Annotated in this window: 32 protein-coding genes and 1 pseudogene; 11 read left to right on the forward strand and 22 right to left on the reverse strand. The window is 41.4% G+C overall.

What is annotated here, in order from left to right; genetic code table 11:
- Nucleotides 1-32: 32 nt before the first annotated feature.
- Together tsaE and MTBBW1_RS12930 are read left to right on the forward strand one after the other, a co-directional pair.
- Nucleotides 33-497: a tRNA (adenosine(37)-N6)-threonylcarbamoyltransferase complex ATPase subunit type 1 TsaE gene (gene tsaE / locus MTBBW1_RS12925; protein ID WP_080804205.1), complete on the forward strand. Its 465-nt coding sequence runs from the start codon at nucleotides 33-35 to the stop codon at nucleotides 495-497.
- A gap of 325 nt (nucleotides 498-822) precedes the next feature.
- Nucleotides 823-2,046, forward strand: a complete 1,224-nt coding sequence (locus MTBBW1_RS12930; RefSeq protein ID WP_080804206.1) for an aspartate kinase — start codon at nucleotides 823-825, stop codon at nucleotides 2,044-2,046.
- A gap of 263 nt (nucleotides 2,047-2,309) precedes the next feature.
- On the opposite strand, the gene pyrF is transcribed toward MTBBW1_RS12930, so the two are convergent.
- Nucleotides 2,310-3,029, reverse strand: a complete 720-nt coding sequence (gene pyrF / locus MTBBW1_RS12935; RefSeq protein WP_080804207.1) for an orotidine-5'-phosphate decarboxylase — start codon at nucleotides 3,027-3,029, stop codon at nucleotides 2,310-2,312.
- Nucleotides 3,030-3,342: 313 nt separating this feature from the next.
- Here pyrF and MTBBW1_RS12940 point away from each other — a divergent pair, with 313 nt between their 5' ends.
- The 9 genes from MTBBW1_RS12940 to moaA all read left to right on the forward strand — a co-directional run bounded on the left by MTBBW1_RS12940 (nucleotide 3,343) and on the right by moaA (nucleotide 12,942).
- Nucleotides 3,343-4,680 (forward strand): HDOD domain-containing protein, encoded by a 1,338-nt coding sequence (locus MTBBW1_RS12940; RefSeq protein WP_245809373.1) that lies wholly within the window; start codon nucleotides 3,343-3,345, stop codon nucleotides 4,678-4,680.
- 133 nt (nucleotides 4,681-4,813) lie between these two features.
- Nucleotides 4,814-6,262 (forward strand): L-seryl-tRNA(Sec) selenium transferase, encoded by a 1,449-nt coding sequence (gene selA / locus MTBBW1_RS12945; protein ID WP_080804209.1) that lies wholly within the window; start codon nucleotides 4,814-4,816, stop codon nucleotides 6,260-6,262.
- A 162-nt stretch (nucleotides 6,263-6,424) separates the two neighbouring features.
- Nucleotides 6,425-8,239 carry a tetratricopeptide repeat protein gene (locus tag MTBBW1_RS12950; protein ID WP_139786764.1) on the forward strand — a complete coding sequence of 605 codons (1,815 nt, stop codon included), beginning with the start codon at nucleotides 6,425-6,427 and terminating at the stop codon, nucleotides 8,237-8,239.
- An 18-nt stretch (nucleotides 8,240-8,257) separates the two neighbouring features.
- Complete coding sequence (locus MTBBW1_RS12955) at nucleotides 8,258-8,905, forward strand: D-sedoheptulose-7-phosphate isomerase (RefSeq protein ID WP_342743899.1); 648 nt, start codon at nucleotides 8,258-8,260, stop codon at nucleotides 8,903-8,905.
- Nucleotides 8,906-9,016: 111 nt separating this feature from the next.
- Complete coding sequence (locus MTBBW1_RS12960; RefSeq protein ID WP_080804211.1) at nucleotides 9,017-9,256, forward strand: FmdB family zinc ribbon protein; 240 nt, start codon at nucleotides 9,017-9,019, stop codon at nucleotides 9,254-9,256.
- 15 nt (nucleotides 9,257-9,271) lie between these two features.
- Entirely contained in the window at nucleotides 9,272-10,228 is a 957-nt protein-coding gene (hemC, locus tag MTBBW1_RS12965) for a hydroxymethylbilane synthase (protein WP_080804212.1), read from the forward strand.
- Nucleotides 10,225-10,416 (forward strand): SAM-dependent methyltransferase, encoded by a 192-nt coding sequence (locus tag MTBBW1_RS30195; protein WP_342743900.1) that lies wholly within the window; start codon nucleotides 10,225-10,227, stop codon nucleotides 10,414-10,416. The genes hemC and MTBBW1_RS30195 overlap by 4 nt, the downstream gene beginning before the upstream one ends.
- Nucleotides 10,394-11,764 carry a uroporphyrinogen-III C-methyltransferase gene (gene cobA, locus MTBBW1_RS12970; RefSeq protein WP_342743901.1) on the forward strand — a complete coding sequence of 457 codons (1,371 nt, stop codon included), beginning with the start codon at nucleotides 10,394-10,396 and terminating at the stop codon, nucleotides 11,762-11,764. Before MTBBW1_RS30195 ends, cobA begins: the two co-directional genes overlap by 23 nt.
- Nucleotides 11,764-12,942 carry a GTP 3',8-cyclase MoaA gene (gene moaA, locus MTBBW1_RS12975; protein WP_080804213.1) on the forward strand — a complete coding sequence of 393 codons (1,179 nt, stop codon included), beginning with the start codon at nucleotides 11,764-11,766 and terminating at the stop codon, nucleotides 12,940-12,942. The genes cobA and moaA overlap by 1 nt, the downstream gene beginning before the upstream one ends.
- Nucleotides 12,943-13,256: 314 nt before the next feature.
- Here moaA and rplQ read toward each other — a convergent pair whose 3' ends face one another.
- The 21 genes and pseudogenes from rplQ to rplP all read right to left on the reverse strand — a co-directional run bounded on the left by rplQ (nucleotide 13,257) and on the right by rplP (nucleotide 23,705).
- Nucleotides 13,257-13,619, reverse strand: coding sequence for a 50S ribosomal protein L17 (rplQ, locus tag MTBBW1_RS12980; RefSeq protein ID WP_080804214.1), 363 nt, complete (start codon nucleotides 13,617-13,619; stop codon nucleotides 13,257-13,259).
- 29 nt (nucleotides 13,620-13,648) lie between these two features.
- Nucleotides 13,649-14,716: a DNA-directed RNA polymerase subunit alpha gene (locus MTBBW1_RS12985; RefSeq protein ID WP_080804215.1), complete on the reverse strand. Its 1,068-nt coding sequence runs from the start codon at nucleotides 14,714-14,716 to the stop codon at nucleotides 13,649-13,651.
- A 48-nt stretch (nucleotides 14,717-14,764) separates the two neighbouring features.
- Nucleotides 14,765-15,391 carry a 30S ribosomal protein S4 gene (gene rpsD / locus MTBBW1_RS12990; protein ID WP_080804216.1) on the reverse strand — a complete coding sequence of 209 codons (627 nt, stop codon included), beginning with the start codon at nucleotides 15,389-15,391 and terminating at the stop codon, nucleotides 14,765-14,767.
- Nucleotides 15,392-15,446: 55 nt separating this feature from the next.
- Nucleotides 15,447-15,842, reverse strand: coding sequence for a 30S ribosomal protein S11 (gene rpsK / locus MTBBW1_RS12995; RefSeq protein ID WP_080804217.1), 396 nt, complete (start codon nucleotides 15,840-15,842; stop codon nucleotides 15,447-15,449).
- 63 nt (nucleotides 15,843-15,905) lie between these two features.
- Nucleotides 15,906-16,274: a 30S ribosomal protein S13 gene (gene rpsM, locus MTBBW1_RS13000; protein ID WP_080804218.1), complete on the reverse strand. Its 369-nt coding sequence runs from the start codon at nucleotides 16,272-16,274 to the stop codon at nucleotides 15,906-15,908.
- 12 nt (nucleotides 16,275-16,286) lie between these two features.
- A complete protein-coding gene (gene rpmJ / locus MTBBW1_RS13005; protein ID WP_080804403.1) occupies nucleotides 16,287-16,400 on the reverse strand; it encodes a 50S ribosomal protein L36 in 114 nt (37 codons plus the stop codon).
- 202 nt (nucleotides 16,401-16,602) lie between these two features.
- Nucleotides 16,603-16,821 carry a translation initiation factor IF-1 gene (infA, locus tag MTBBW1_RS13010; RefSeq protein ID WP_080804219.1) on the reverse strand — a complete coding sequence of 73 codons (219 nt, stop codon included), beginning with the start codon at nucleotides 16,819-16,821 and terminating at the stop codon, nucleotides 16,603-16,605.
- A gap of 22 nt (nucleotides 16,822-16,843) precedes the next feature.
- Nucleotides 16,844-18,156 (reverse strand): annotated as a pseudogene (secY, locus tag MTBBW1_RS13015) (preprotein translocase subunit SecY).
- 153 nt (nucleotides 18,157-18,309) lie between these two features.
- A complete protein-coding gene (gene rplO / locus MTBBW1_RS13020) occupies nucleotides 18,310-18,747 on the reverse strand; it encodes a 50S ribosomal protein L15 (protein ID WP_080804220.1) in 438 nt (145 codons plus the stop codon).
- Nucleotide 18,748: 1 nt separating this feature from the next.
- Entirely contained in the window at nucleotides 18,749-18,931 is a 183-nt protein-coding gene (gene rpmD, locus MTBBW1_RS13025) for a 50S ribosomal protein L30 (protein ID WP_080804221.1), read from the reverse strand.
- 14 nt (nucleotides 18,932-18,945) lie between these two features.
- Nucleotides 18,946-19,437 (reverse strand): 30S ribosomal protein S5, encoded by a 492-nt coding sequence (gene rpsE, locus MTBBW1_RS13030; RefSeq protein ID WP_425430011.1) that lies wholly within the window; start codon nucleotides 19,435-19,437, stop codon nucleotides 18,946-18,948.
- A gap of 20 nt (nucleotides 19,438-19,457) precedes the next feature.
- The gene (gene rplR, locus MTBBW1_RS13035; RefSeq protein WP_080804223.1) at nucleotides 19,458-19,826 is read right to left on the reverse strand and encodes a 50S ribosomal protein L18; all 369 of its coding nucleotides are present in this window, start codon (nucleotides 19,824-19,826) and stop codon (nucleotides 19,458-19,460) included.
- A gap of 22 nt (nucleotides 19,827-19,848) precedes the next feature.
- On the reverse strand, nucleotides 19,849-20,391 hold the full coding sequence (gene rplF, locus MTBBW1_RS13040; RefSeq protein ID WP_080804224.1) for a 50S ribosomal protein L6: 543 nt from the start codon (nucleotides 20,389-20,391) through the stop codon (nucleotides 19,849-19,851).
- 10 nt (nucleotides 20,392-20,401) lie between these two features.
- Nucleotides 20,402-20,800 carry a 30S ribosomal protein S8 gene (rpsH, locus tag MTBBW1_RS13045; protein WP_080804225.1) on the reverse strand — a complete coding sequence of 133 codons (399 nt, stop codon included), beginning with the start codon at nucleotides 20,798-20,800 and terminating at the stop codon, nucleotides 20,402-20,404.
- 260 nt (nucleotides 20,801-21,060) lie between these two features.
- Nucleotides 21,061-21,246 (reverse strand): type Z 30S ribosomal protein S14, encoded by a 186-nt coding sequence (locus MTBBW1_RS13050; protein WP_080804226.1) that lies wholly within the window; start codon nucleotides 21,244-21,246, stop codon nucleotides 21,061-21,063.
- A 104-nt stretch (nucleotides 21,247-21,350) separates the two neighbouring features.
- Nucleotides 21,351-21,887: a 50S ribosomal protein L5 gene (gene rplE / locus MTBBW1_RS13055; RefSeq protein ID WP_080804227.1), complete on the reverse strand. Its 537-nt coding sequence runs from the start codon at nucleotides 21,885-21,887 to the stop codon at nucleotides 21,351-21,353.
- Nucleotides 21,888-21,910: 23 nt separating this feature from the next.
- A complete protein-coding gene (rplX, locus tag MTBBW1_RS13060) occupies nucleotides 21,911-22,249 on the reverse strand; it encodes a 50S ribosomal protein L24 (RefSeq protein ID WP_080804228.1) in 339 nt (112 codons plus the stop codon).
- Between the two features lie 180 nt (nucleotides 22,250-22,429).
- Entirely contained in the window at nucleotides 22,430-22,798 is a 369-nt protein-coding gene (gene rplN, locus MTBBW1_RS13065; protein WP_080804229.1) for a 50S ribosomal protein L14, read from the reverse strand.
- A gap of 18 nt (nucleotides 22,799-22,816) precedes the next feature.
- Nucleotides 22,817-23,074 (reverse strand): 30S ribosomal protein S17, encoded by a 258-nt coding sequence (gene rpsQ, locus MTBBW1_RS13070; protein WP_080804230.1) that lies wholly within the window; start codon nucleotides 23,072-23,074, stop codon nucleotides 22,817-22,819.
- A 20-nt stretch (nucleotides 23,075-23,094) separates the two neighbouring features.
- Nucleotides 23,095-23,292: a 50S ribosomal protein L29 gene (gene rpmC, locus MTBBW1_RS13075; RefSeq protein ID WP_080804231.1), complete on the reverse strand. Its 198-nt coding sequence runs from the start codon at nucleotides 23,290-23,292 to the stop codon at nucleotides 23,095-23,097.
- Nucleotides 23,293-23,297: 5 nt separating this feature from the next.
- Nucleotides 23,298-23,705, reverse strand: coding sequence for a 50S ribosomal protein L16 (gene rplP, locus MTBBW1_RS13080; RefSeq protein ID WP_080804232.1), 408 nt, complete (start codon nucleotides 23,703-23,705; stop codon nucleotides 23,298-23,300).
- Nucleotides 23,706-23,717 lie beyond the last annotated feature (12 nt).

Here is a 23,717-nt window from a genome sequence, read left to right on the forward strand (position 1 = left end):
AAAAAAAATCTTAATCCCCAACAGGGCAACATATGGAAATAAAATTTTACAGCAAATCCGCTGTTCAGACACAAAAAATCGCCGAAAAACTTGCGTCCACAATCAATGGCAAGTTAGCAATTGCCCTTTATGGAGACCTTGGAGCCGGCAAAACCACCTTTGTCCAGGGATTTGCAAATGGCCTTGATGTGCCTGAAGGCTACTATATTACAAGCCCCACATACAACATAATCAATGAATATCCAGGCAGATTGCCGCTATATCACATGGATCTATACCGCCTTGGCTCTTCCGATGAGCTTGAGTACATCGGTCTTGATGATATTGTGGCATCTGAGGGAGTTATTATAGTTGAATGGCCGGAACTGATGGAGCACGGCATCATTCAATTTGATCTCTCCATAAAACTTGTAACAGACAATCTTTATAACAGGGAGATATCTTTTATTGCATCTGGACTTGAGGGTGTAAATCTGTTAAGGAACTTCTCTGTTTAAAATTTTAAAAACCCTTAATTTCAGATTTAAAATCAAACAGAAACAAAACAATGTAATCGACACTTATGATCTTGTAAGTCTTGTCAACACTGTCTGAATCAGGATTCCCAAGATTAACAAGATAAGGCAGGATGATATTTCTTGAACATCCTTTTCATCCTGGTTATCCTGATTCAGACAAATTCCGCAACTGCAAAAAGCAAGAAGATGTCGATTTTGAGTACATAAAGAACAAGAAACCCCTTGTATCTTACATTCAAATGGTATGAGTGTACCCTGTGGCCGTCATCCGGCCATAAACGTTTAAACTGTTTCAGGAGCAGCTATGGCATTGAAAGTACAGAAGTTCGGTGGCACATCTGTCGCCGATATTGATAGAATTAAAAGTGTTGCCGACAGAGTGACCAAAAGTTATGACCAGGGAGACCGCGTTGTTGTGGTTCTCTCGGCCATGGCAGGCGTAACAGACAAGCTTATTTCACTGGCAGAATCGGCATCCAGCTCACCGGACTCAAGGGAGCTTGATGTGCTTCTTGCCACAGGTGAACAGACAACGGCCGCCCTTCTGGCCATGATACTCAAAGACAGAGGCTATACGGCCACATCCCTGCTGGGATTCCAGGCTGGGATCATAACTGATCACAGTGCCGGAAAGGCACGTATTCTCGACATTGAGGCAAATCGCATCACTGCCCTTCTTGAAAAAAAGCACATTGTTGTTGTTGCAGGATTTCAGGGCAGAGATGAAGACGGCAACATAACAACCCTTGGACGGGGTGGGTCTGATACATCTGCTGTGGCAATTGCTTCGGCAATCAAGGCTGATGTATGCGAGATTTTTACAGATGTTGACGGAGTCTATACCACAGATCCCAGAATATGCAGCAAAGCCCGCAAAATCAACAAAATTTCATATGAAGAGATGCTTGAAATGGCCATCCTGGGTGCAAAGGTTCTCCAGATTCGGTCTGTTGAATTTGCCAAAAAATATAATGTACCAGTGCATGTCAGATCATCATTTAATGAGGAGGAAGGAACAATGGTTGTCAATGAAAGCGCTGACATGGAAAGCGTTGTGGTGTCAGGCGTCACCTGTGATAAAAACGAAGCCAGAATAACATTGAAAAAGGTACCTGATCAGCCAGGAATATCTGCCACAATATTTGGAGCACTTGCAGATGCAAATATCATGGTGGATATGATCATACAAAACACACGTTCCGGAGGAGAAACCGATGTGACATTCACCGTTACAAAAAGTGACTTTAAAAAAGCGTGTGAAATTTCAGAAATTGTAGCAAAGGAGATTGGAGCCACAGATGTTCTGACAGCAGAAAACATAGCCAAGGTTTCTGTAATAGGACTTGGCATGAAAAGCAACTCCGGAGTTGCTGCCACAATGTTCAAGGCCCTTGCATCGGAAAATATCAATATACGGCTGATCAGCACATCGGAAATACGTATATCCTGTGTGGTTGAAGCAAAATACGCTGAACTTGCAGTAAGGGTTCTGCATACAGCCTTTGGACTTGACATGGAAGAGATGTAGGAATCCCCCCAGAAATACTGTCTGAATCAGGATACCCAAGATTGATGATCTCTTAAAAAGTCCGATTTTAGCATAATTTCAGTTATAACGTACTGAAATTATTAATAGTGAATTTGCCGATTTGGACTTTTTACAGGGGCATCAAGATTAACAAGATAAGTCAGGATTTTATATCCTGAACATCCCATCCATCCTGGTTATCCTGATTCAGACAAATGCAATATCTGCTGAAAAAGCAATAAAATGTCGATGTTGAGATAGTGTCAAAGGCGATCTTCAATCTCTTCTGCAATCCTGTCAGCCGCTGCCGCAGGCTCATCTGCCATTTTTATGGGGCGTCCCACAACAATAAGATCAGCCCCTGCCTTAACTGCCATGGCCGGTGTGGTTATGCGCTGCTGGTCATCATTTTCAGGCAGTGACCACTTAGGCCTAATACCTGGTGTTACTGCAAGAAAATCCTTTCCAAACATCTCTTTAACAGCTTTAGCCTCATGGCCGGAACAGACAATACCCCTGCATCCGGCATCTTTTGCCATCTGTGCCCTTTTAATGACCAATGAGTGTAGATCCCTTACATATTCTTCCCGAAATCCGCTATTTGCAACTACCTGGGAATCATTATCTGTCAACACTGTTACACCAAGAACACCGGTTTTCTTACCTCCGCCCTTTACAGCCATTTCAAGCATATTAATAGATGATGCACAATGAACAGTAACAAGATCAACTCCAAGCTGTGCCACACGCTCCATTGTACGTTCCACTGTTCGTGAAATATCATGAAATTTTAAATCCAGGAAAACACCTGCATCACCCAAATCTTTTATTATTTTTATAATATCAGGCCCTGACTGCACAAAAAGCTCAAGGCCGACCTTGAACATTGCCACCTTTCCCTTCAGCAGTTGAACGTACCTTTGAGCCTCTTCAATAGAGGGAACATCAAGGGCAAATACAATGTAATCCTTACCATGCTTCATCCGGCATACTCCATGACTCTTTTAAATTTTAAAATTGATAGCGGCTCTGGCATAAATCATAATTTTGTTGAAACAACTTCGGGTTTAATGATATTAAATAAAATTTACTCAGTCAATTGTAATAACTTTTTCTTTATCTGAAAGAGCATAAACTGACTTGTAATGTTACCTGATACATCTATCAACTGTAATAATTTTTTATTTATCTGAAAGAGCATAGTAACCGACTTGTCGGGTCACCTGATACAATAGAATATGAACATCCGGAAAATACAAGGGCATTCATATCAAAAAAACTGGACTCTGTAACATCTTGAATATAATCACTGAACACATTCCATCCGGAAGCTTCAAAGCATTTCCAAAAAGCGATCGTATCCTGCAGGCCTACCTTGGCACATGCGTTGGAGTTGCACTTTATGATAAAGCCCACAATGTTGGCGGTATGATCCACATACTTTTGCCATCCCCACCTACAAAAAACCGCCCTGAGAATCCTGAAAAATATGCATCAACAGGACTGCCAATTCTTCTTCAGGCCCTCTATGATTTGGGAGCGACTCCAAAGACACTTACTGCAACCATTGCAGGAGGTGCCCTTGTAGGCCCTTTAAGTCATCAGGATATTAATCTTGACATTGGCGGCAGATCCATGGAAATTGCCATGAAAGTCCTTGAAAATGAAAACATTTTCATTGAAAAATCAGAAACCGGTGGTTTTTTTACCTGTACCCTGGAACTGAATCTTACAAATGGTGAAACATCCATCAAGCCGGCCTGGAACAAACAGATAAAAGAAAATACGGAATGTGCAGTTCCATCCAGAAAAGAGATTCTCAAAACAATTGAATCCCTTACCCCAATACCCCAGACTGCCCTGAAAATCTTAAGAATTGTGCAGGAAGACAACTACTCCATAGAGAACATATCAAGTGAGCTTCACAAAGATCAGGTACTGGCTGCCCGTACCCTTCAGATGTGCAATGCCGCCATGTTTTCAGGAAAAATCAAAATTGAGACACTCAAGGATGCACTTCTTATCCTTGGAGAGACAACCCTTATCAACTCTGTTATAACCGCAGCCATCAAAAACTATTTTTCCCAGTCCGAGACAATGGGCTACTCTCTTTGCAGAGGTGGGATGTTTTTTCACTCACTTGGATGTGCTGTCACTTCAGAGGTTATTGCCAGAATAACAAAAAAAGCAGAGCCACAGACAGCTTATACAGCAGGTCTTCTCCATGATATCGGAAAAGTGGTGCTTGATCAGTACATTGCCCATTTATGCCCTCTTTTTTTCAGAACCCTGCACCAGCATAAAACCGATTATCTGACACTTGAAAAGAAAATCCTCGGCATTACCCACTGCGAAACAGGGGGAATCCTTGCTGATGAGTGGAACTTTTCAAACTCCCTAAAAGAGGTAATACTCCACCACCACAATCCCCACAAGTGTCATGATCATAAACATCTTGGTAGCATCGTATATGTTGCAGATCTTATAATGTCCAGATTCAATACAGCATATGAGACAGACAAAATGGCATCCGGCAATCTTGAAAGCATATTGGCATACCTTGGCCTGAAATTAAAGGATCTGCCTGATGTTGTTGATGCCATACCAATGCATGTATTCAAAATGATCGTATGAATGGACATGATTGCCTATAAATCACCCCCAAATATAAAAATGATAGTCATTTTCACGAAAAACGGAAATGGTTGCAATGCAGCCACTCCCAAAGATAAAAATTTGTATCCATTTCCACGATAAAGAGACCACTATGAACCAGCGCAACAATATTTCAAACAAACCAGAAAACCGAGATAACTCACTTTTCAGACAGATTCCCGGAGTAGATTTGCTCATTGACAGAATCAGGGAAGACAGCCGTTTTGAAAAGATACCCCATTCGGTAATAAAATCTTCCATCCAAAGTATTTTAAAAACTCTGAGAGCAACCATACGGGAAGGTGGTACCCCTGATCTTTTGATGGATAATATTATTTCTTCCATTTTAAAGCACGCTGAAAAGACCGTGGCTCCCCGCCTTGTCCCAGCCATCAACGCTACAGGTGTTGTTCTTCATACAAATCTTGGCCGTGCACCACTTGCTGAAGCTGCACTGAATAGAATTAATGGCATTGCAAAAGGCTTTTCAAACCTTGAATTTGATATTTCAAGGGGAAAAAGGGGAGAAAGATACAGTGCTGTTGAAACCCTAATATGCCAGCTTACTGGGGCAGAAGCTGCTTTGGCAGTAAATAACAATGCTGCTGCTGTTCTATTATCCCTTAATACCCTTGCTGAAGGAGATGAGGTGGTTGTATCAAGGGGTGAACTTGTGGAGATTGGCGGCTCTTTCAGAATTCCCGATGTAATGACAAAAAGCGGCTGCATACTTAAAGAGGTAGGCACCACAAACCGTACACATCTTAAAGATTATGAAAATGCTGTTACTGAAAAAACAGGACTTTTTCTTAAAGTACACACCAGCAACTACACAATTGAAGGCTTTACCTCCAGTGTGCCACTATATAAAATTGTAGAACTTGCCAGGAAAAAGGGACTTCCTGTAATGGAGGATTTAGGAAGTGGTTCACTCATTGACCTCTCACAATATGGACTGGGTAAAGAGCCAACAGTACAGGAGGCAGTGGCTTCAGGTGCTGACATAATAACCTTCAGTGGTGATAAGCTTCTTGGAGGGCCACAAGCCGGCATTATTGCAGGTAATGCTGATATAATCCGCAAAATAAAGTCAAACCCCCTTACCCGAGCATTAAGGATTGACAAGCTTACCCTTGCCGCCCTTGAAGCAACCTTGAGCATATACAGAGATGAAGCTGAAGCAATAGTGAAAATCCCCACTTTAAAGATGTTAACCCTTTCGTTTCAGGAAACTGCTTCAAAAACCGATAAAATTGTTGATACACTAAAGCAAAAACTTAAAATCCCTGAGAAACAGGCAGATATTGGGTGGGCTGATCTCTCTTCCAGAACGGGCGGCGGTTCCTATCCTGAGCTTCCCATTGCAAGCAGGTGTGTAACTATTATCCCTAAAACTTTGACTGTAACCAGACTTGAAAAAGAATTACGCATGTTCAATCCCGCCATAATTGGAAGAATTGATAATGACAGGTTTATAATAGACCCAAGAACCCTTCAACAGGGTGAAGAGGATATTGTTGTTGATGCACTTGCAACTGTTATCAACAGCAACATCGAATAGATCACCATTCATGGAAAACTCCGATGCCCCACGGGAATAAAAACGACAATGTTCTTTACCGTGAAAAAGAGGCATCTTTCATTTGTCGGTTTACACGGTAAAAATCAACCACCTTGTAAAAGTCAATAAGACCATCAGGACTGAATAACAGTGAGAGAAAACATGAGACACAAGATAGATATTTTAAATTTCGATAGCATATTATCTTCAAGGGAAGTTGATCCTGACCAGTTTTCCTTTATGAAATCAGATGCCGACAGGATACCCCCAAGGATGACCCCCCCTGAAACCTATCTATGTGACATTCTGATTGAGGGCAAACTCATTACTGATCATTTTTCTTCAAAGTCTGAATCCTTGGCATCTACTGGATTACAACCAGAATCACCCATATCTATAGCATTTGCCGTTATACATATCAGTAACGTGGATACAGAATCCATAGAGCAGACGCTAAACGGGGTTATAAAACACGAGAACACCCTTAGAGAATGGCTGTACAAAGATACTCTAATCATTGCAACTTCGGGAAATATTGAAGAAAATGAAAAAAAGCTCCGCCATATAATTGATTCCATCCTGAAAATACCAAATGCAAAAACCCATGCAGGTGCAGCCATCTATCTGCCCGGAACAACCACATGCCATTGTGCTTCCAATCCTGTGACTTCAATCCCCTGTGATTCAGAAACCTCATGTGATTCAGAAACCTCATGTGATTCAGAAATCCCCTGTGATTCAGACCCCCCCTGTGATTCAGACCCCCCCTGTGATTCAGACCCCCCCTGTGATTCAGAAATCTCCTGTGATTCAGAAACATCCGGTGAAGAGTCAAAACCAAAATCCACCTTGGATTTCAATGGAACGGACAACATTAAAATCACAGAAAAAAAACCAGGATATGGCGCACCTACCACTGAATCTGTTGAGGCAGCAATTCAAAATGCCATAAAAGCACATGACCATGCAGCTTTTATGGGAAACGGCTCAATAGTGTTCTTTAATGATATTTCACAGAACATATTTGGAGACAGGCTCTATCAGCTTGGATTTAACCATGAAGCTGCTGAAGCATATAAAAATGGGCTTAAAATCAATCCTGATAATACAAACCTTCGTAACAGCCTGGGGGTATGCTACAGTGTCATGAATCAGCTTCCTCATGCACTTGAACAATTTAAAATTGCCATTGCCACAGATGACACCGATTTTATGGTTCTATACAATGCAGGTCTTACTTGCAACTTAATGAACGACCTTGATACAGGAATAGAATACCTTAAAAGGGCAATTAACCTAAACAGCTCCCTTTATGAAGCTCACCTCACAGCAGGTATCCTTTTGCTGAAAGCTGAAAAATACTCAAGTGCCATATCACATATTGTTAATGCAGCAAACATAAAACCTGATTCTGCAATCGTTCCAAGAATTATGGGAGAAATATATCTTAAGACAAACCAGCCTGAAAAAGCCTCCATTGAATTTACCCGAGCAGTAAAACTTAATCCCCATGATGCGGTTGCCTTTTCAGGTCTTGCAAGATCATGGGAAATAAGAAATAAAAATCTGGATATAGCTATTGATCTGGCATGCTACAGCATAGAAATTTCTCCGGACAATCCATATTTCAGAATCAGACTTGCCAGAATATACATGAAAACAGGCAACTTTAAATCCGCAGAGATAGAGTTTTCAAAGGCTGAACAAACTCTGAAAGAGCATGAAGAGCAAGCTTCAAAAGCTGCACTTAATGAAAAAAAACTTGAAAAGGGCATAAATGATGATAATCATGATATACTTGAGCAAAGCGATGATATAGCTGACGAATGCAAATCTGAAAACAGAGAAACTGATCAGTCACCTTTACAGAAAAAATTGATTAAGGATGAAATACACTCTGGCAACCACTCTTCTGAGAATCATAAAACCGGAACAAATATTAAAAAAAATATGACAACAGCAAAAAAATCTGCTTAGGAATTGATTATTAATAACTTGCCCATTCATCTTACAGTGGCCGACATTGGAGCCAACCAAAAAAATACTTCTGACTCAGGACAAAAGCAGACAATGGACAGCAGAAAAATCATTATTGATACACTTGAAGAGAGCCTAAGTGTAAAAGAGCAATTTATAAGAAACAGCGTGGAAAAAATCCTGGAAGCATCAAACCTTATGGCGCAATGCCTTAAAAATGGTTCAAAAATTCTTTTAATGGGAAACGGAGGCAGTGCTGCTGATGCACAGCATATTGCTGCAGAATTTGTCAATCGCTTCCAGATGGAAAGGCCACCCCTTGCAGCCATTGCCCTTACAACAGACACTTCCATTCTCACAAGCATAGGCAATGACTACAGTTTTGAGGATATCTTTTATAAACAGACCCAAGCCCTTGGAAGAGAAGGCGATATAGCAATATGTATCACTACAAGCGGCAATTCTGCCAATATCCTGAAAGCTGCCCACGAAGCCATTAGCATGGGGATCCATGTAATTGGCATGTCAGGCAATACAGGAAATCTAAAGAAGATTGCAAAAATTCCCTTTTGTGTGGATTCCACTGTCACCGCAAGAATACAGGAGAGCCATATAACTCTTGCCCACATTCTGTGTGACCTAACAGAAAGGATTTTGTTTGAATAATGATTATAAAAGAGTGTTACCGAACATTTACAGTTGAAGTAGTGAAAGTCTTTTAAAAAAATATTATTTCAAAGACTTTCCAATGGAAATAATAATAGGAGAAACAAAAAAATGCCTATATTTGAATATAAATGCAATGGTTGCAAAAAAGATTTTGAACTTCTGGTAATTGGAAGCCAGAAGCCTCTTTGCCCATCATGCAGTAGCCCTGACCTTGTAAAACTTATGTCTGCATGTGGTTTTTTTTCTAAAACAAACGGCCCTGGCAACACTGTACAGACAACATCTTCGGCTGGCTCGGCATGCAGCGGCTGTGCAGCAACAAGCTGTTCAACTTGCGGAAGCAGGTAATCAACGGGAAATAAAATGAATTATAAAATTAAAATAGGCACCAGAGGAAGCCAGCTTGCACTGTGGCAGGCCAACTGGGTCAAACAAAAGCTCGAAGCTGCCTGCAAAGGTCTTAGTGCAGAAATTGTCATTATTAAAACAACAGGAGATCGCATTACTGACAGGCCACTTGCCATGGTTGGTGGAAAGGGTCTTTTTGTAAAAGAAATTGAACAGCAGCTTATGGACAAAGATGTGGATATCGCGGTACACAGCATGAAAGATATGCCAGGAGATCTTCCTTCAGATCTGCACATAGGAGCTGTACCTGTACGTGAAAACCCATTTGATGTTCTCATTTCAAGGGAGAATAAACTTCTTACAGATCTGCCAAATGGTGCCAAAATCGGTACAAGCAGCCTACGACGTGCATCCCAGATTAAACATAAACGCCCTGATATTAATCCCGTATCCATACGTGGTAATCTTGATACGCGGCTTAAAAAACTTGATAATGGCGAATATGATGCCATTATACTTGCAGCCGCAGGATTAATAAGACTTGGCATGGTACACAGAATAACACAATACCTTGATGAAACAACAATGCTTCCAGCAGTGGGGCAAGGTGCTCTGTGCATTGAGTCAAGGGAAAATGACCCAAAGATCAATGAGCTCCTTAAAACAATTGATGACCCCAACACAAGAGTTCCTGTTGAAGCAGAACGTGCATTTCTAAAACAAATGGAAGGAAGCTGCCACATACCTGTGGCCTGTTTCGGAAAACTGAAAAACGGAAAGCTTGAAAATGGAAAACCTGAAAATGGAAAGCTTGAGCTGACAGGCCTGGTTGCTTCCGAGGATGGCAGTGAGCTTATAAAAGAGTCTTTAACCGGTGATGCAGGAAATTGCAGAAAAATCGGCATCGACCTTGCCAAGATACTCCTTGAAAGGGGTGCAAAACAGATACTGGAGAATATAAAAATTTCATGAATCGTCAAAAAGGAAAAGTATATCTTATCGGGGCAGGCCCCGGAGACCCTGGCCTTGTCACAATAAAGGGGATGGAGTGCATAAAAAAAGCTGACGTTGTTGTATATGACTACCTTGCCGCCCCTGCCCTTCTGAATTTTGCAAGGCATGATGCAGAGATTATATATGTTGGCAAAAAAAGGTGGTGACCACACCATGACCCAGGACAAGATCAATGAACTGCTTGCCCAAAAGGGAGAAATGGGTCATACAGTCGCCCGTCTTAAAGGAGGAGATCCCTTTATTTTCGGACGAGGAGGAGAGGAGGCCGAAGTTCTTATAGAGAGAGGTGTTCCCTTTGAAATTGTACCCGGTGTAACTTCTGCTGTTGCAGCACCAGCCTATGCAGGCATCCCACTTACACACCGCGACTACACATCATCGGTATCTCTTATAACTGGCCATGAAGACCCGTCAAAAGAAGAGAGCAGCATCAACTGGAAATCATTTGCTCAAAGCGGCAGCACCCTTGTTTTCCTTATGGGAGTTAAGAATCTTCCAAGGATTACAGAAAACCTGATACTTAACGGCAAATCACCTGACACACCTGTTGCCCTTGTTCGATGGGGGACAACAACAAGACAGGAGAGTGTCACAGGAACCCTTGAGACCATTGTGGAAAATGTCAAAAAAGCGGGACTTAAAGCACCTGCAATCATTGTGGTTGGAGATGTTGTCTCTCTGAGGGATAAAATGAGATGGTTTGAAGATCGCCCTCTTTTTGGCAAACAGATAGTTGTGACACGCGCCCGTGCCCAGGCAAGTGGATTTATTGAGACCTTAACTGAACTTGGTGCAACATGTATTGAAATCCCAACAATCAAGGTAGTTGCACCCCAGGATAACACTCCCCTTGAGAAAGCTCTCAAGGAAATTGCAAAATATGACTGGATAGTTTTCACAAGTGTAAATGGTGTAAAGTTCTTCTTTGACACTCTGTTTAAGTCAGGCAAAGATGTCAGAATAATGGGACACCTTAAATGTGCATGCATAGGCCCTGTAACAAAACAGGAGTTGATGAAACATGGCATTGTCTGCGATGTTCTTCCTGAAAGTTATCGGGCAGAATCTGTCATTGAAGCATTTTCCGGTATGGAGATAAAAAACAAAAATATTCTTCTGCCACGCGCAAAGGAGGCACGGTCAATACTTCCGGAAGAGCTGTCAAAAATGGGTGCTATAGTTGAAGAGGTTACCGTATATATAACAGAGCAGGTTGAGGATGAAAAACAGAAACTTTTGAGTCTGCTTGAAAAAAATGAAATTGATATGGTCACATTTACAAGCTCCTCAACTGTGAAAAACTTCAAAGCTCTGCTTCCCCAAAACAGCTTCAAGGCAATGCTTGAAAACGTAAAGACAGCCTCAATTGGCCCTATTACTTCTGACACTGCAAAATCAGAAGGAATTATACCGGACATAACAGCATCGGAATTTACAATTCCTGGTCTAATTAATGCTATCATTGATTATTACCGGAACAGGGAACCCTCCTGATGACACTTCAATGTGATATAAATAATGAACATTTCAAGAGTATAAATCAAAATAACTCTTTAGAATCAAATAATTATACTAATATTACCAAAGTTAACAATGAACCTAAAAGCAGGCAGATTCATTCAGAGCACAGAGTTGTAAATTACTTGAGAATATCTGTTACTGACAGATGCAATCTTGCCTGCCGCTACTGTGTTCCCAAGGAGATACTTCCTAACCTGCATCACGAAGATATTGCAAGATATGAAGAGATTCATCGCATTGTGGTCAGTGCAGCAGAACTTGGAATCAGCAAAATAAGGATAACAGGCGGGGAGCCACTTGTACGAAAAGGCATCTTTTCTTTCATAAAGGGCATCTCACAAATCAATGGAATCCAGGAAATATCTTTGACAACCAACGGGGTTATGCTTAAGGATAATCTGGACAAACTCATTGACTCGGGAATACACCGTGTAAATATCAGCCTTGATACACTTAAACCTGAAAAATTCAGATTCATATCAGGGAAAGACTATTTTCATAAGGTGTGGGAAGGAATTATGCTGGCAATTGACAAAGGACTGTCGCCGGTAAAACTCAACGCTGTCATTTTACGGGGTATCAATGATGATGAAATAGAGCAGCTTTCAGGCCTTTCCACAATATACCCTGTTCATATGCGTTTTATTGAGTATATGCCCATGGGGAACTCCTCAATTGAACCTTCACAGCAGATTCTTATCCCAGAGATCAAGGAACGAATAGAAAAAAAATTTGGCACTCTTGAATCTGTTGAACCAGCAAAAGAGTCATCAAGCAACAGACCTGATATAGGGGGTGCCTTGGTAGCTTTGCAAAAAAAACATGCAGGTCCTGCAAAACGGTTTAAAATAAGAAACGCGCCAGGAGAAATAGGTTTCATATCTCCGGTAAGTTCGCATTTCTGTCACGAATGCAATCGACTTCGCCTTACATCAACAGGAAAACTCAGGCCATGTTTGTTGAATAACACGGAAATTGACATCCTGACGCCTTTAAGGCAAGGTGCAACAAGAGAAGAGATAGAGCAGATATTTATGAGTGCTGTTAAAAGAAAACCATCTGCACACTCCATTGGAAACAGTTATAAGATAAATGGGGAGAAAGTACTTTTCAACAAAATCACAACACAGATGTCAACGATTGGAGGATAAAACGTTAAGGAATGGTTTTTAAATAACGTGCCCTTTAAAATCAGGGAGAGCGGGCGTCCCGCCCGCTTAGTTTAATTCAAAATGGGAAAGTTATTTCGTGCTCATTCCTAAGGAGCTTGCTGTAAAAGAGATTCCTAAATATCAAAAACTTTAAGGCAACAGCATTGTGGGGCCGGGGGTGAGATAAATTGGCAAGTTATTAAAAAGCGATTCCTAATATCAAAATCACAAAAAGCCCATATTGCAAAATACAGCAATATGGGCTTTTTAGTTCGTTGCGGGCATTCGCCATGTACGTTGTTTATAGTATTTTTTTATGCCTCATCAAAAATAAGCTCTATCATTGACATGGGGGCTGCATCTCCGGAACGGGGACCAAGTTTGGTAATCCTTGTATAACCGCCATCCCTGCTGCTGAATTTATCTGCCACATCATTAAATAGCTTATGTACCACATCTTTTTCTCTTATAAAAGCAAGAGCTTGACGTCTGGCATGTAAATCACCTCTTTTTGCAAGCGTGATCATCTTGTCAGCATGTTTTCTAAGTTCCTTTGCCTTTGCATCGGTAGTTTTAATGCGATCATGCTTGAACAATGATGTCACCATGTTTCTGAACATGGCTTTTCGATGGCTTGAGGTTCGATTCAGCTTTACGCCTGATTTTCTATGTCTCATGGGAAAATTTATTCTCCTTCATTAACTTCCTACTCATCCTCAGTGGGCTCAAATCCGTCGTTGTGTTCATTCAGGTTTTCCTGACCATTCTGGTCATCATCCTCAGGAGGCTCAAATCCGTCAAGGTCCATGCCAAGGGAGAGCTCCATGGAAGTTAATACCTCTTTAATCTCATTTAGGGATTTTCTTCCAAAATTTTTGGTTTTGAGCATTTCACTCTCAGTCTTTTGAACAAGCTGATAAATTTTGAGTATCTGTGCATTTTTAAGACAATTGGAGCTTCTAACCGACAGTTCCAGCTCATCTACGCTTCTGTAAAGATTTTCATTAAAATCTTTATCCGGGCGTTCAGGTCCGTCATCGTCCTGTTCAGGCTCAATATCTTCATCAAAATTGATAAAGGGATTCATCTGTTCTTTCAAAATTTTTGCAGCATAGGCAACAGAGTCCTCTGGAGAAACACTGCCATCTGTCCAGACTTCCAGGGTCAGCTTGTCATAGTCGGTTTTTTGACCTACTCTGGATGTCCCCACAACATATTTTACTCTTTTAATCGGTGAAAACACACTGTCTATGGGAATAGTTCCCACAGGTGCTTCAGGATCTTTATTGGCTGAGGCAAGAGCATACCCTTTCCCGCTTTTAACATGCAGCGTCATTTGCAATACACCGCCTTTTGAAAGGGTTGCAATATGCTGATCAGGATTAAGGATATGGATATGAGGGTCGCTTCCAGCCAGATCTGCTGCAGTAACATCCCCCTCTTTCTGCACATTAACTGTTAAAACCCTGTCTTCAAGGTCATCAACCTTAAGTTTAACTGATTTAAGGTTCATGATAAGTTCAGATACATCTTCTCTGACATCGGGGATAACGCTGTAGGCATGAAGAGCTTCCTCAAATTTTACAGAAACAATGGCAGCGCCATACAAAGACGAGAGGATAATACGCCTCAGAGAATTTCCGATTGTGATTCCAAATCCCCTTTCAAGGGGCTCACATACAAATTTCCCATACGTTGAGGTGCTTGTAACAACCACTTTTTCAGGCCGGATCATTCCATGCCAGTTAATATATACAAGTTCATCTGATGACATTGTTTATCTCCTGATATAATCATAGGACAAAACTGTTGTTCAACTCAATTATTTCGAGTAGAACTCTACAATCAGCTGTTCCTGTATGGGCAGAGTCACATCCTCACGATTGGGAAGGGCCTTTACAACTCCTTTAAACCCATCTTTGTCAAGTTCAAGCCATTGGGGAATACCACGTCTTACAACAGTTTCAATGGATTCTGCAATAGCTTTTACATTTCTGCTCTTCTCTTTAAGCTCAACAACATCACCGCTTTTTACAACATATGAAGGGATATTAACCTTTCTGCCATTTACAGTAAAATGGTTATGTCTGACAAAATGACGACCCTGGGTACGGGAAGATGTAAATCCAAGCCTGAAAACAACATTATCCAGGCGTGTCTCAAGAAGAGTCAGCAAATTGGTACCTGTAATGCCTTTCTGGCGATCAGCATTCTTAAAAATAATTCTGAACTGTTTTTCTGAAATACCGTAAATTCTTCTGACTTTCTGTTTTTCACGGAGCTGAATACCGTAATCGGAACTTTTTCCTCGTCGTTGACCATGCTGCCCCGGCGGATATGCTCTTCTGTCAAAACTGCATTTGTCCGAATAACAACGGTCGCCTTTCAAAAAAAGCTTCATATTTTCGCGTCTGCACTGACGGCAGACAGATCCTCTATAACGTGACAACGCTTTCCTCCTTATAAAAAAAATCAACAGGGTAAAACGGGCAGGGACAAATCAATTAAACCCTTCTTCTCTTTGGCGGACGGCATCCGTTATGGGGAACTGGGGTTACATCCTTGATCATTGAAATATTAAGTCCGAGAGCATGAAGTGCACGCAAGGCAGACTCTCTACCTGCTCCAGGACCTTTGACATAAACGCTGACTGTTTTAAGACCATGTTCCATGGCTTTTGTGCCAGCATCCTCTGCCGCAAGTTTGGATGCAAAAGGAGTACTCTTTCTTGAACCCTTGAAGCCCTGAATACCGGAGCTTGACCATGATATGGTATTGCCGGTTTCATCAGTAATAGTTATAATTGTATTATTAAATGTTGACTGAATGTGTACAACACCTGTTGAAATATTTTTTTTGACTTTTTTCTTTACTACTGCTTTCTTGGTTTTCTTCGCCATTCTATTTTGCTATGCCTCCTGATTCCAAGGGCTCATCCACAAAAAAAGATGCCCGGAATATACTTACTTTTTCTTTTTGACAGCAGCACGCTTAGGACCTTTTCTCGTTCTTGCGTTTGTGCTGGTACGTTGACCATGACACGGAAGGGATTTTCTATGGCGAAGTCCACGGTAACATCCCAGATCCATGAGTCGCTTTATATTCATTGAAGTCTGGGTTCTAAGTTCACCTTCAACTTTATATTCAGCGTCAATGACCTTTCTGATTTCATTAATTTGCTCTTCTGTCAGATTATCCGCTTTCATAGTTGGTTCAAGACCAACCTGAGTCAGGATATCTCTAGATCGGCTCCTTCCTATACCATATATATAGGTCAACGCAATCTCGACATGCTTATTTCTCGGTAAATCTACGCCTGCAATTCTTGCCACGCTCTATTCCCCCTATCCCTGCCTCTGGTTATGGCGTTTATTCATACATATTACCCTGACAACTCCGGATCTGCGGATAATCTTGCAGTCTTTGCATATTTTTTTTACTGAAGCTCTGACTTTCATTTTATACACTCCAATGATATCTATACGCATCAAAAATCTTTTTCCAGAATCATATCTCTTCTGTCAGAAGTTTGATATGCGTCAGCTATACAACATATTTATTTCCAGATATATTCCTTTTCATAAAAAGCAACCGGGATTTTCAGGCAAATCTAAAAAAACAAATAAAAAGATCCCGATCAATTTAGCTGGAAACAAGTGTTTATTTATAACGATAAGTAATCCTGCCACGGGTTAAATCATACGGTGAAAGTTCAACTGTAACCTTATCACCAGGCAAAATCTTTATAAAATGCATACGCATTTTACCTGAAATATGTGCAAGCAGTTGATGCTTGTTTTCAAGCTCAACCTTGAACATGGCATTTGGCAGGGTTTCAAGCACCGTCCCTTCCACTTTGATAGGTTCTTCCTTTGCCATAAATTACTTAACTCCCTTTATATTAACGTCTTCCTTTTATTGCGCCACCCTTACCAAGGAACCCCTCATAGTTGCGTGAGATCATATGAGTTTCAATCTGGGAAACCGTGTCTATGGAAACTCCGACAACAATAAGAAGTGCTGTTCCTCCAAAATAGAACGGTACATTGAATTTTGTCATAAGCATGGTGGGAAGTACACAAACAGCAGATACATACAAAGCGCCACCCAAGGTAATCCTGGTCAGCACCTTGTCAATATATTCTGCTGTACGTTTGCCTGGTCTGATTCCTGGAATATATCCACCATTTTTCTTCATCCGGTCTGCCACATCATCAGGATTAAAGGTCACCGCTGTATAGAAAAAGCAGAAAAATATTATAAAACCAACATATATCAGATTATACACTATGGTTCCAGGACTCATGGCAGCAGCAATACTCTGCATAACAGGAAGATCAATAAAATTGGCAAGAGTGGCTGGAAACATGATAATTGATGAAGCAAAAATGGGCGGAATAACACCAGCGGTATTTATCTTCAAAGGAAGATGGGAAGTCTGACCTCCATACATCTTTTTGCCGACCACCCTCTTGGCATATTGAACAGGAATACGACGCTGTGACTGCTCCATAAATATAATACATCCAACCACAACAACCATCAAAACCATAAGAATTATAATTGTAAAAATACCCATTTCACCTGTGGATACAAGCCTGAGAGTATTGCCAATAGCAATGGGCATTCTTGCAACAATTCCAGCAAAAATAATCAGAGAGATACCGTTTCCGATACCCCGCTCTGTTATCTGCTCTCCCAACCACATGATAAAGGCGGTACCTGCTGTCAAGGTAATTACAGTGATAATTCTAAATCCCCAACCAGGCTCCATTACTATAGGAGCACCTGCCGGAGAACTCATTGACTCCAGACCAACGCTTATACCAAAACCCTGAATAATACTCAACAGTACTGTACCATACCTTGTGTACTGAGTGATTTTCTTTCTGCCATGTTCTCCCTCTTTGGAAAGCTGCTCCAGATGAGGAATAACAACTGTCATCAACTGTAGTATAATAGATGCACTGATGTAGGGCATTATTCCAAGGGAAAAACGGAAAGCTGCTCCAGGGCTCCACCTGAAAACATGTTAAACATCGCAAACAGGGTTCCACGGGCACTATCAAAAAAGGAGGCCAATGCCACCGCATCAATACCCGGTGTTGGAACATGTACACCTACCCGATATACAAACAGAAAGGCAAGAGTAATAAGCAGCTTTCTTTTCAGGTCAGGCAGTTTAAATATATTCTGGTATCCGCTCTGAATCATTGATAAAACCTCAGGTTAAATTATCGTCTCAACTTTACCACAGTGATCTGTTAAAAATAGTAAATCCCATAAATATCCATTCAACTGGAATAACGCCAATTTACGAACCCAGAATCAGAAAAAAATGAAATTTCATCTTACAAATCAACTGAATTACAGTTCAACCTTGCCACCGGCAGCTTCAATTTTTTCCATGGCACTCTTGCTGACAAGGCAACCTTTTACATTAAAGGTTTTGGCCACTTCACCATTACCAAGTATTTTAACCTGATCGTAGTTACCTTTAACAAGACCTACCTCCCTCAAGGAGATCTCATTAATGGATTCACCGGATTCAAAACGATCAAGATCTGCTACATTAATAACAGCTACAATGCGCTTGTGAATATTGTTAAAACCACGCTTGGGCAACCGTCTGTGAAGTGGCATCTGACCGCCTTCAAAGCCAGGACGGACACCTCCACCTGATCTTGCGTTATGACCTTTATGACCCCTTGTTGAGGTTTTTCCCATGCCGGAGCCCGGGCCGCGCCCAACCCTTTTTCTTTTGTGCCTGCTACCTTCAGCAGGTGCCAGCTCATGCAATTTCATATCAAACCTCCTCTGCCTTTACAAGATGGGGGATTTTTTTGACCATCCCCATTATCGCAGGGTTCATATTATGCTCAACAGTCATGTGCATGCGCTTCAGGCCCAATGCACGAACAATCCGACGATGCTTTGCCGGACGTCCTATAATGCTTCTGATCTGTGTTATCTTAACTTTACCAGCCATGTTTCTTCTCTCCACTATAATTCTTCTGGTCGAAGGCCACGTCGTCTGGCCACAGACTCTTTTGTTTCAAGTGAGGTCAGGCCGGCCATGGTTGCCCTGACTACATTGTGCGTATTATTGGTACCAATGCATTTGGTCAAAATATCAGTGACACCAGCAGCCTCAAGAACCGCACGCACCGCACCACCGGCAATAACACCGGTTCCTGGGGATGCAGGTTTAAGAAGCACTCTTCCTGCTCCATACTGTCCAACAACTTCAAACGGTACAGTACCATCTATAATCGCAACTTTTCTCATGCTGTTTCTGGCTTTTTCAACACCCTTGCGGATTGCCTCAGGAACCTCACCTGCCTTTCCAAGACCAAAACCTACGCTGCCCTCTCCATCTCCGACAACGCAAAGTGCACTGAAACTGAAATTTCTTCCGCCTTTAACAACCTTTGCAACCCTGTTAATCCTGACGACCTTGTCAATCAACTGACTCTCTTCTGCTTGCTTGTTCACCAAAGGGATCCCTCCTTAATTTAGAATTGCAGCCCGGCTTCACGGGCTCCGTCTGAAAGTGCTTTCACGCGTCCATGATAGAGAAATCCATTTCGATCGAAAACAACTTTGGTGATTCCCTTGCCAAGAGCTCTTCCAGCGATCATCTTTCCAATGGCAACAGCAGCATCACGATTGCCACATCTGTTACCTGTTGCGGTGAACTCAGGATCAAGAGTAGAGGCCGAAACAAGAGTATTTCCATCAATATCATCAATGATCTGGGCATATATATGGGTAGAGCTTCTGAAAACGCTTAACCTTGGCCGTTCCGGAGTGCCCACCATATTCTTTCTGATTCTTTTTTTTCTTTTAAGTCTTGAGATATATCTCGTCGTTCTATTAGCCATAACGTTTTATTCCCGGTTTTGATTATTTGGACGCGGCCTTACCTGCCTTTTTAATGATTCTTTCATCAGAGTACATGATTCCCTTGCCTTTATATGGCTCAGGTGGCCTTACCTTTCTGATTCTTGCTGCGGTTTCACCCAGGATCTCCTTGTCAATTGAGGAGAGGATAATCTGGGTATTTTTTTCAACTTTTGCAGTAACCGCATCTGGCAGCACAAAGTTAACTGGATTGGAGTAGCCAACATTTAATACAACTGTGTTGCCACTGACCTCTGCCCTGTAACCGATACCACTGAGCAAAAGGGTTCTTTCATAACCCTTGGTAACCCCTGTTACCATATTATCTATCAAGGCACGATATAATCCCTGTAACGCAACCACTTTTCTGTCATTTGCGTCAACAGGTAACACCGTAAGAACGTTATCTTCAATATTTATTTCCACTGCCGGATGCAGAGTTCTTGATAGTTTTCCCTGGGGGCCATTGACAGTAAGGCTTTCACTTGTCAGGGAAATATCAACCTTCTCAGGAATCTGGATCGGCTTCTTACCTATACGTGACATCTATGTCTCCTTACCAGATATGACAGAGGACTTCACCGCCCACATTCTCATTTCTTGCCTGTTTATCCGTCATCAAACCCTTTGAAGTGGATAAAATCGATATCCCCAGACCGTTTAAAACCGGCTTTATATCCTTGGACTTTTTATATACCCTTCTGCTGGGTTTACTCACACGTTGAAGTCCATATATTACAGGGCGTCTCTCCGCAGTATATTTTAGGTATATTCTCAATATTCCCTGCTTGTTATCCTCAAGAAACTTGTAGTTCTTGATGTATCCCTGCTCTTTCAGCACCCGCGCCATCTCTATCTTCAGTTTAGACCCGGGGATATCCACTTTTGCGAATTCAGCTTTTCCACCATTTCTGATTCTTGTAAGCATATCCGCGATGGGATCACTCATTGCCATAATTATCTCCTGTTCATGGGGCATTCCAAAAAATTTACTGCTAAGCTTAATAGCATCTGTGGCAGGCTAAAGTGCCACAACAAAGCATAAAACTCCTGTACTCATTAAAAGTCAGGAATTTTAATATGAAAAATAAAAAACACCCTATGAATATCTATTTCACAAAAACGTGTTCAGTCAAAATGTTATAAAAAAATTAAAAAACTGACTGGTTTAATAATATTTATTAGGTCAAAATAAAGACCTTATGAAAATATTTACTACCAGCTTGACTTTGTCACACCCGGCAATTTACCGGCTGAGGCAAGGTTTCTAAAACAGATTCTGCATATTCCCGCTTTTCTTATAAATGCCCTTGGTCTTCCACATATCGGGCAACGGTTATAAGCTCGAACCTTGAATTTTGGCGTTCTTGACGCCTTAGCAATCAGAGACTTTTTTGCCAAATCTTCCTCCTGTTATTGACTTGACACCATCTACTCTTTTCATATCCGTAAAAAGGCTTAACCTTATAACAGAATTTCTGAAAAAAATATACAGTATTTCAATATCAATTTCTGAAAGGCATCCCGAAAAGTTTCAGGAGCGCTTTTCCTTCCTCATTAGTTTCTGCCGTTGTGACTATTGAAATATTCAGACCCTTAATACTGTCTGTCTGGTCATAATCAATTTCAGGAAAAATTATATGCTCTCTGATACCAAGACTGTAATTTCCCTTGCCATCAAATGCCTTACCAGAAATTCCTCTAAAGTCACGAACACGCGGTAATGTAATGTTAATAAGCTTTTCCAGAAAATCATACATTTTCTCGCGACGCAACGTCACCATGCATCCAATTGGCATGCCTTCCCTTAGCTTAAATGCAGCGATGGACTTTCTTGCCTTTGTTACAACTGGCTTTTGTCCGGCAATCAATGATAGATCAGCTACTGCTGAATCCAGAAGTTTGATATTTTTGATCGCCTCTCCAAGTCCAATATTCAGTACAATTTTTTCAAGCTTGGGAACCTGCATGATGTTCTGATAACCAAAACTCTTCTTGAGTTCAGGAATTATCTCTTTTTCATATGTTTCTTTAAGATTCAACGTTTTTGCTCCTCGGCTGCAACTTAAGCATCAATCTGCTCATTACATTTCTTACAGAATCTTACCTTTTTGTTATTTTCCAGTATTTTCATACCGACACGGGTTGGCTTCATGCAGTGATTACACATGATCATAATATTGGAATATTCAATAGGCATTGGCTTTTCTGTAATTCCACCCTGGGGATTGGCCTGGGTTGGTCTTTCATGAACCTTTGCAATATTGATGTTTTCAACAACAGCCCGATTCTTTTTTTTCAAAACCTTCATCACTTTGCCGATCTTTCCCTTATCTTTACCGGCAATAACCTGAACTTTATCATCTTTCTTTAATTTAGTATTTACTGCACCTTTGCTTTGCATGTGTATCCTCTTAAAATACTATACCACCTGGCCGAACATCAGCCCTAAACGGTCATGGCTGCCATCCAGCCACCCCCGAATATGGAAAATTGTATCCATTTCCACGGTAAACGGACATGGCTGTTATCTATCCACCCCCGAATATGTAAATTTGTATCTATTTCCACGGTAAAAAAAACTTTAAAGGACCTCCGGAGCCAGAGATATGATCTTCATAAATCTCCTGGCACGCAGTTCCCTTGCAACCGGGCCGAAAATACGTGTTCCAACAGGTTCGTTGGAGTTGTTGATAATGACAGCGGAGTTGTCATCAAATCGTATCATTGAACCATCGGGTCTTGAAACTTCCTTTTTGGTTCTGACAATAACCGCCTTTACAATATCACCCTTCTTAACCTTTGCATTGGGAATAGCTTCTTTTACAGAAACCACAATGATATCACCAATACCGGCATAGCGTCTTTTCGAGCCACCAAGCACCTTGATGCAATAAAGCTCCTTGGCCCCGGAGTTATCTGCAACAGTCAATCTCGTCTCGGTCTGAATCATTTTTCAACTCCTCTTAAATCAAACGGCTCTTTTGACAATCTCATTGACCCGAAATTTTTTTGTTTTACTCAAAGGTCTTGATTCTGTAATTTTGACCACATCACCAAGTCTGCACTGGTTGGTTTCGTCGTGCGCAGCATATTTTTTATATCTTTTTACATATTTTTTATAGATGCTGTGCTGCACCAGGCGTTCAACCTGCACAACAACAGATTTGTCCATTTTATCAGATACTACTGTTCCCAGCAGTACCCTTTTTCGTCCTCTTTCATTCATGGCATCGACTTTTCACAAAATTAGCTAATCGTTAAATTCATCTCCCGGGAAACTGTCATCAGACGTGCAATATCTTTTCTGATTTTCGGAAGAACGGCTGTATTTTCAAGTTGACCGGCACCATGCTGAAAACGTAGATTAAAAAACTCTTTTTTCAGCTCAGCCAGCTTTATGGTTATCTCTTCTGCGCTCATGGCCTTGATTTCACTTGTCTTCATTTTAGCTAACTCCTTTCCACAAAGCGCGTCTTTACCGAAAGTTTATTTGCAGCAAGCCTGAGAGCTTCCTTGGCAAGCTCCCTGGGCACACCCTCCATCTCATAAAGGATTCTGCCAGGTTTTATAGCTGCAACCCAGGCATCTGTAGGGCCTTTACCCTTACCCATTCTAACTTCGGCGGGTTTCTTGGTAATCGGTTTATCCGGAAAAAAACGGATCCAAGTTTTACCAACCCTTTTAATCTTACGGGTCATTGCAATACGAGCAGCTTCAATCTGACGGGCATTGATATATCCACACTCCACAGCCTGAAGTCCATAGTCTCCAAAATTGAGGTCAGTCCCCCTGCTGGGTGTCCCCTTGAGTCTGCCGCGCATCCGTTTGCGATACTTCATCTTCTTCGGACTCAGCATTGTATATCTCCT

Origin of the sequence: Desulfamplus magnetovallimortis, assembly GCF_900170035.1 — a bacterium.
GTDB lineage: Bacteria > Desulfobacterota > Desulfobacteria > Desulfobacterales > Desulfobacteraceae > Desulfamplus > Desulfamplus magnetovallimortis.

What these genes read in the sequence shown, in the direction of transcription:
- tsaE (WP_080804205.1), top strand. Translation starts at nt 33, where the DNA reads ATGGAAATAAAATTTTACAGCAAATCCGCTGTTCAGACACAAAAAATC.
- MTBBW1_RS12930 (WP_080804206.1), top strand. Translation starts at nt 823, where the DNA reads ATGGCATTGAAAGTACAGAAGTTCGGTGGCACATCTGTCGCCGATATT.
- pyrF (WP_080804207.1), bottom strand. Translation starts at nt 3,029, where the DNA reads ATGAAGCATGGTAAGGATTACATTGTATTTGCCCTTGATGTTCCCTCT.
- selA (WP_080804209.1), top strand. Translation starts at nt 4,814, where the DNA reads ATGAACCAGCGCAACAATATTTCAAACAAACCAGAAAACCGAGATAAC.
- MTBBW1_RS12950 (WP_139786764.1), top strand. Translation starts at nt 6,425, where the DNA reads ATGAGACACAAGATAGATATTTTAAATTTCGATAGCATATTATCTTCA.
- MTBBW1_RS12960 (WP_080804211.1), top strand. Translation starts at nt 9,017, where the DNA reads ATGCCTATATTTGAATATAAATGCAATGGTTGCAAAAAAGATTTTGAA.
- hemC (WP_080804212.1), top strand. Translation starts at nt 9,272, where the DNA reads ATGAATTATAAAATTAAAATAGGCACCAGAGGAAGCCAGCTTGCACTG.
- MTBBW1_RS30195 (WP_342743900.1), top strand. Translation starts at nt 10,225, where the DNA reads ATGAATCGTCAAAAAGGAAAAGTATATCTTATCGGGGCAGGCCCCGGA.
- cobA (WP_342743901.1), top strand. Translation starts at nt 10,394, where the DNA reads ATGTTGGCAAAAAAAGGTGGTGACCACACCATGACCCAGGACAAGATC.
- moaA (WP_080804213.1), top strand. Translation starts at nt 11,764, where the DNA reads ATGACACTTCAATGTGATATAAATAATGAACATTTCAAGAGTATAAAT.
- rplQ (WP_080804214.1), bottom strand. Translation starts at nt 13,619, where the DNA reads ATGAGACATAGAAAATCAGGCGTAAAGCTGAATCGAACCTCAAGCCAT.
- MTBBW1_RS12985 (WP_080804215.1), bottom strand. Translation starts at nt 14,716, where the DNA reads ATGTCATCAGATGAACTTGTATATATTAACTGGCATGGAATGATCCGG.
- rpsK (WP_080804217.1), bottom strand. Translation starts at nt 15,842, where the DNA reads ATGGCGAAGAAAACCAAGAAAGCAGTAGTAAAGAAAAAAGTCAAAAAA.
- rpmJ (WP_080804403.1), bottom strand. Translation starts at nt 16,400, where the DNA reads ATGAAAGTCAGAGCTTCAGTAAAAAAAATATGCAAAGACTGCAAGATT.
- infA (WP_080804219.1), bottom strand. Translation starts at nt 16,821, where the DNA reads ATGGCAAAGGAAGAACCTATCAAAGTGGAAGGGACGGTGCTTGAAACC.
- rplO (WP_080804220.1), bottom strand. Translation starts at nt 18,747, where the DNA reads ATGAAATTGCATGAGCTGGCACCTGCTGAAGGTAGCAGGCACAAAAGA.
- rpmD (WP_080804221.1), bottom strand. Translation starts at nt 18,931, where the DNA reads ATGGCTGGTAAAGTTAAGATAACACAGATCAGAAGCATTATAGGACGT.
- rplR (WP_080804223.1), bottom strand. Translation starts at nt 19,826, where the DNA reads ATGGCTAATAGAACGACGAGATATATCTCAAGACTTAAAAGAAAAAAA.
- rplF (WP_080804224.1), bottom strand. Translation starts at nt 20,391, where the DNA reads ATGTCACGTATAGGTAAGAAGCCGATCCAGATTCCTGAGAAGGTTGAT.
- rpsH (WP_080804225.1), bottom strand. Translation starts at nt 20,800, where the DNA reads ATGGCAATGAGTGATCCCATCGCGGATATGCTTACAAGAATCAGAAAT.
- rplX (WP_080804228.1), bottom strand. Translation starts at nt 22,249, where the DNA reads ATGCAAAGCAAAGGTGCAGTAAATACTAAATTAAAGAAAGATGATAAA.
- rplN (WP_080804229.1), bottom strand. Translation starts at nt 22,798, where the DNA reads ATGATTCAGACCGAGACGAGATTGACTGTTGCAGATAACTCCGGGGCC.
- rpsQ (WP_080804230.1), bottom strand. Translation starts at nt 23,074, where the DNA reads ATGAATGAAAGAGGACGAAAAAGGGTACTGCTGGGAACAGTAGTATCT.
- rpmC (WP_080804231.1), bottom strand. Translation starts at nt 23,292, where the DNA reads ATGAAGACAAGTGAAATCAAGGCCATGAGCGCAGAAGAGATAACCATA.
- rplP (WP_080804232.1), bottom strand. Translation starts at nt 23,705, where the DNA reads ATGCTGAGTCCGAAGAAGATGAAGTATCGCAAACGGATGCGCGGCAGA.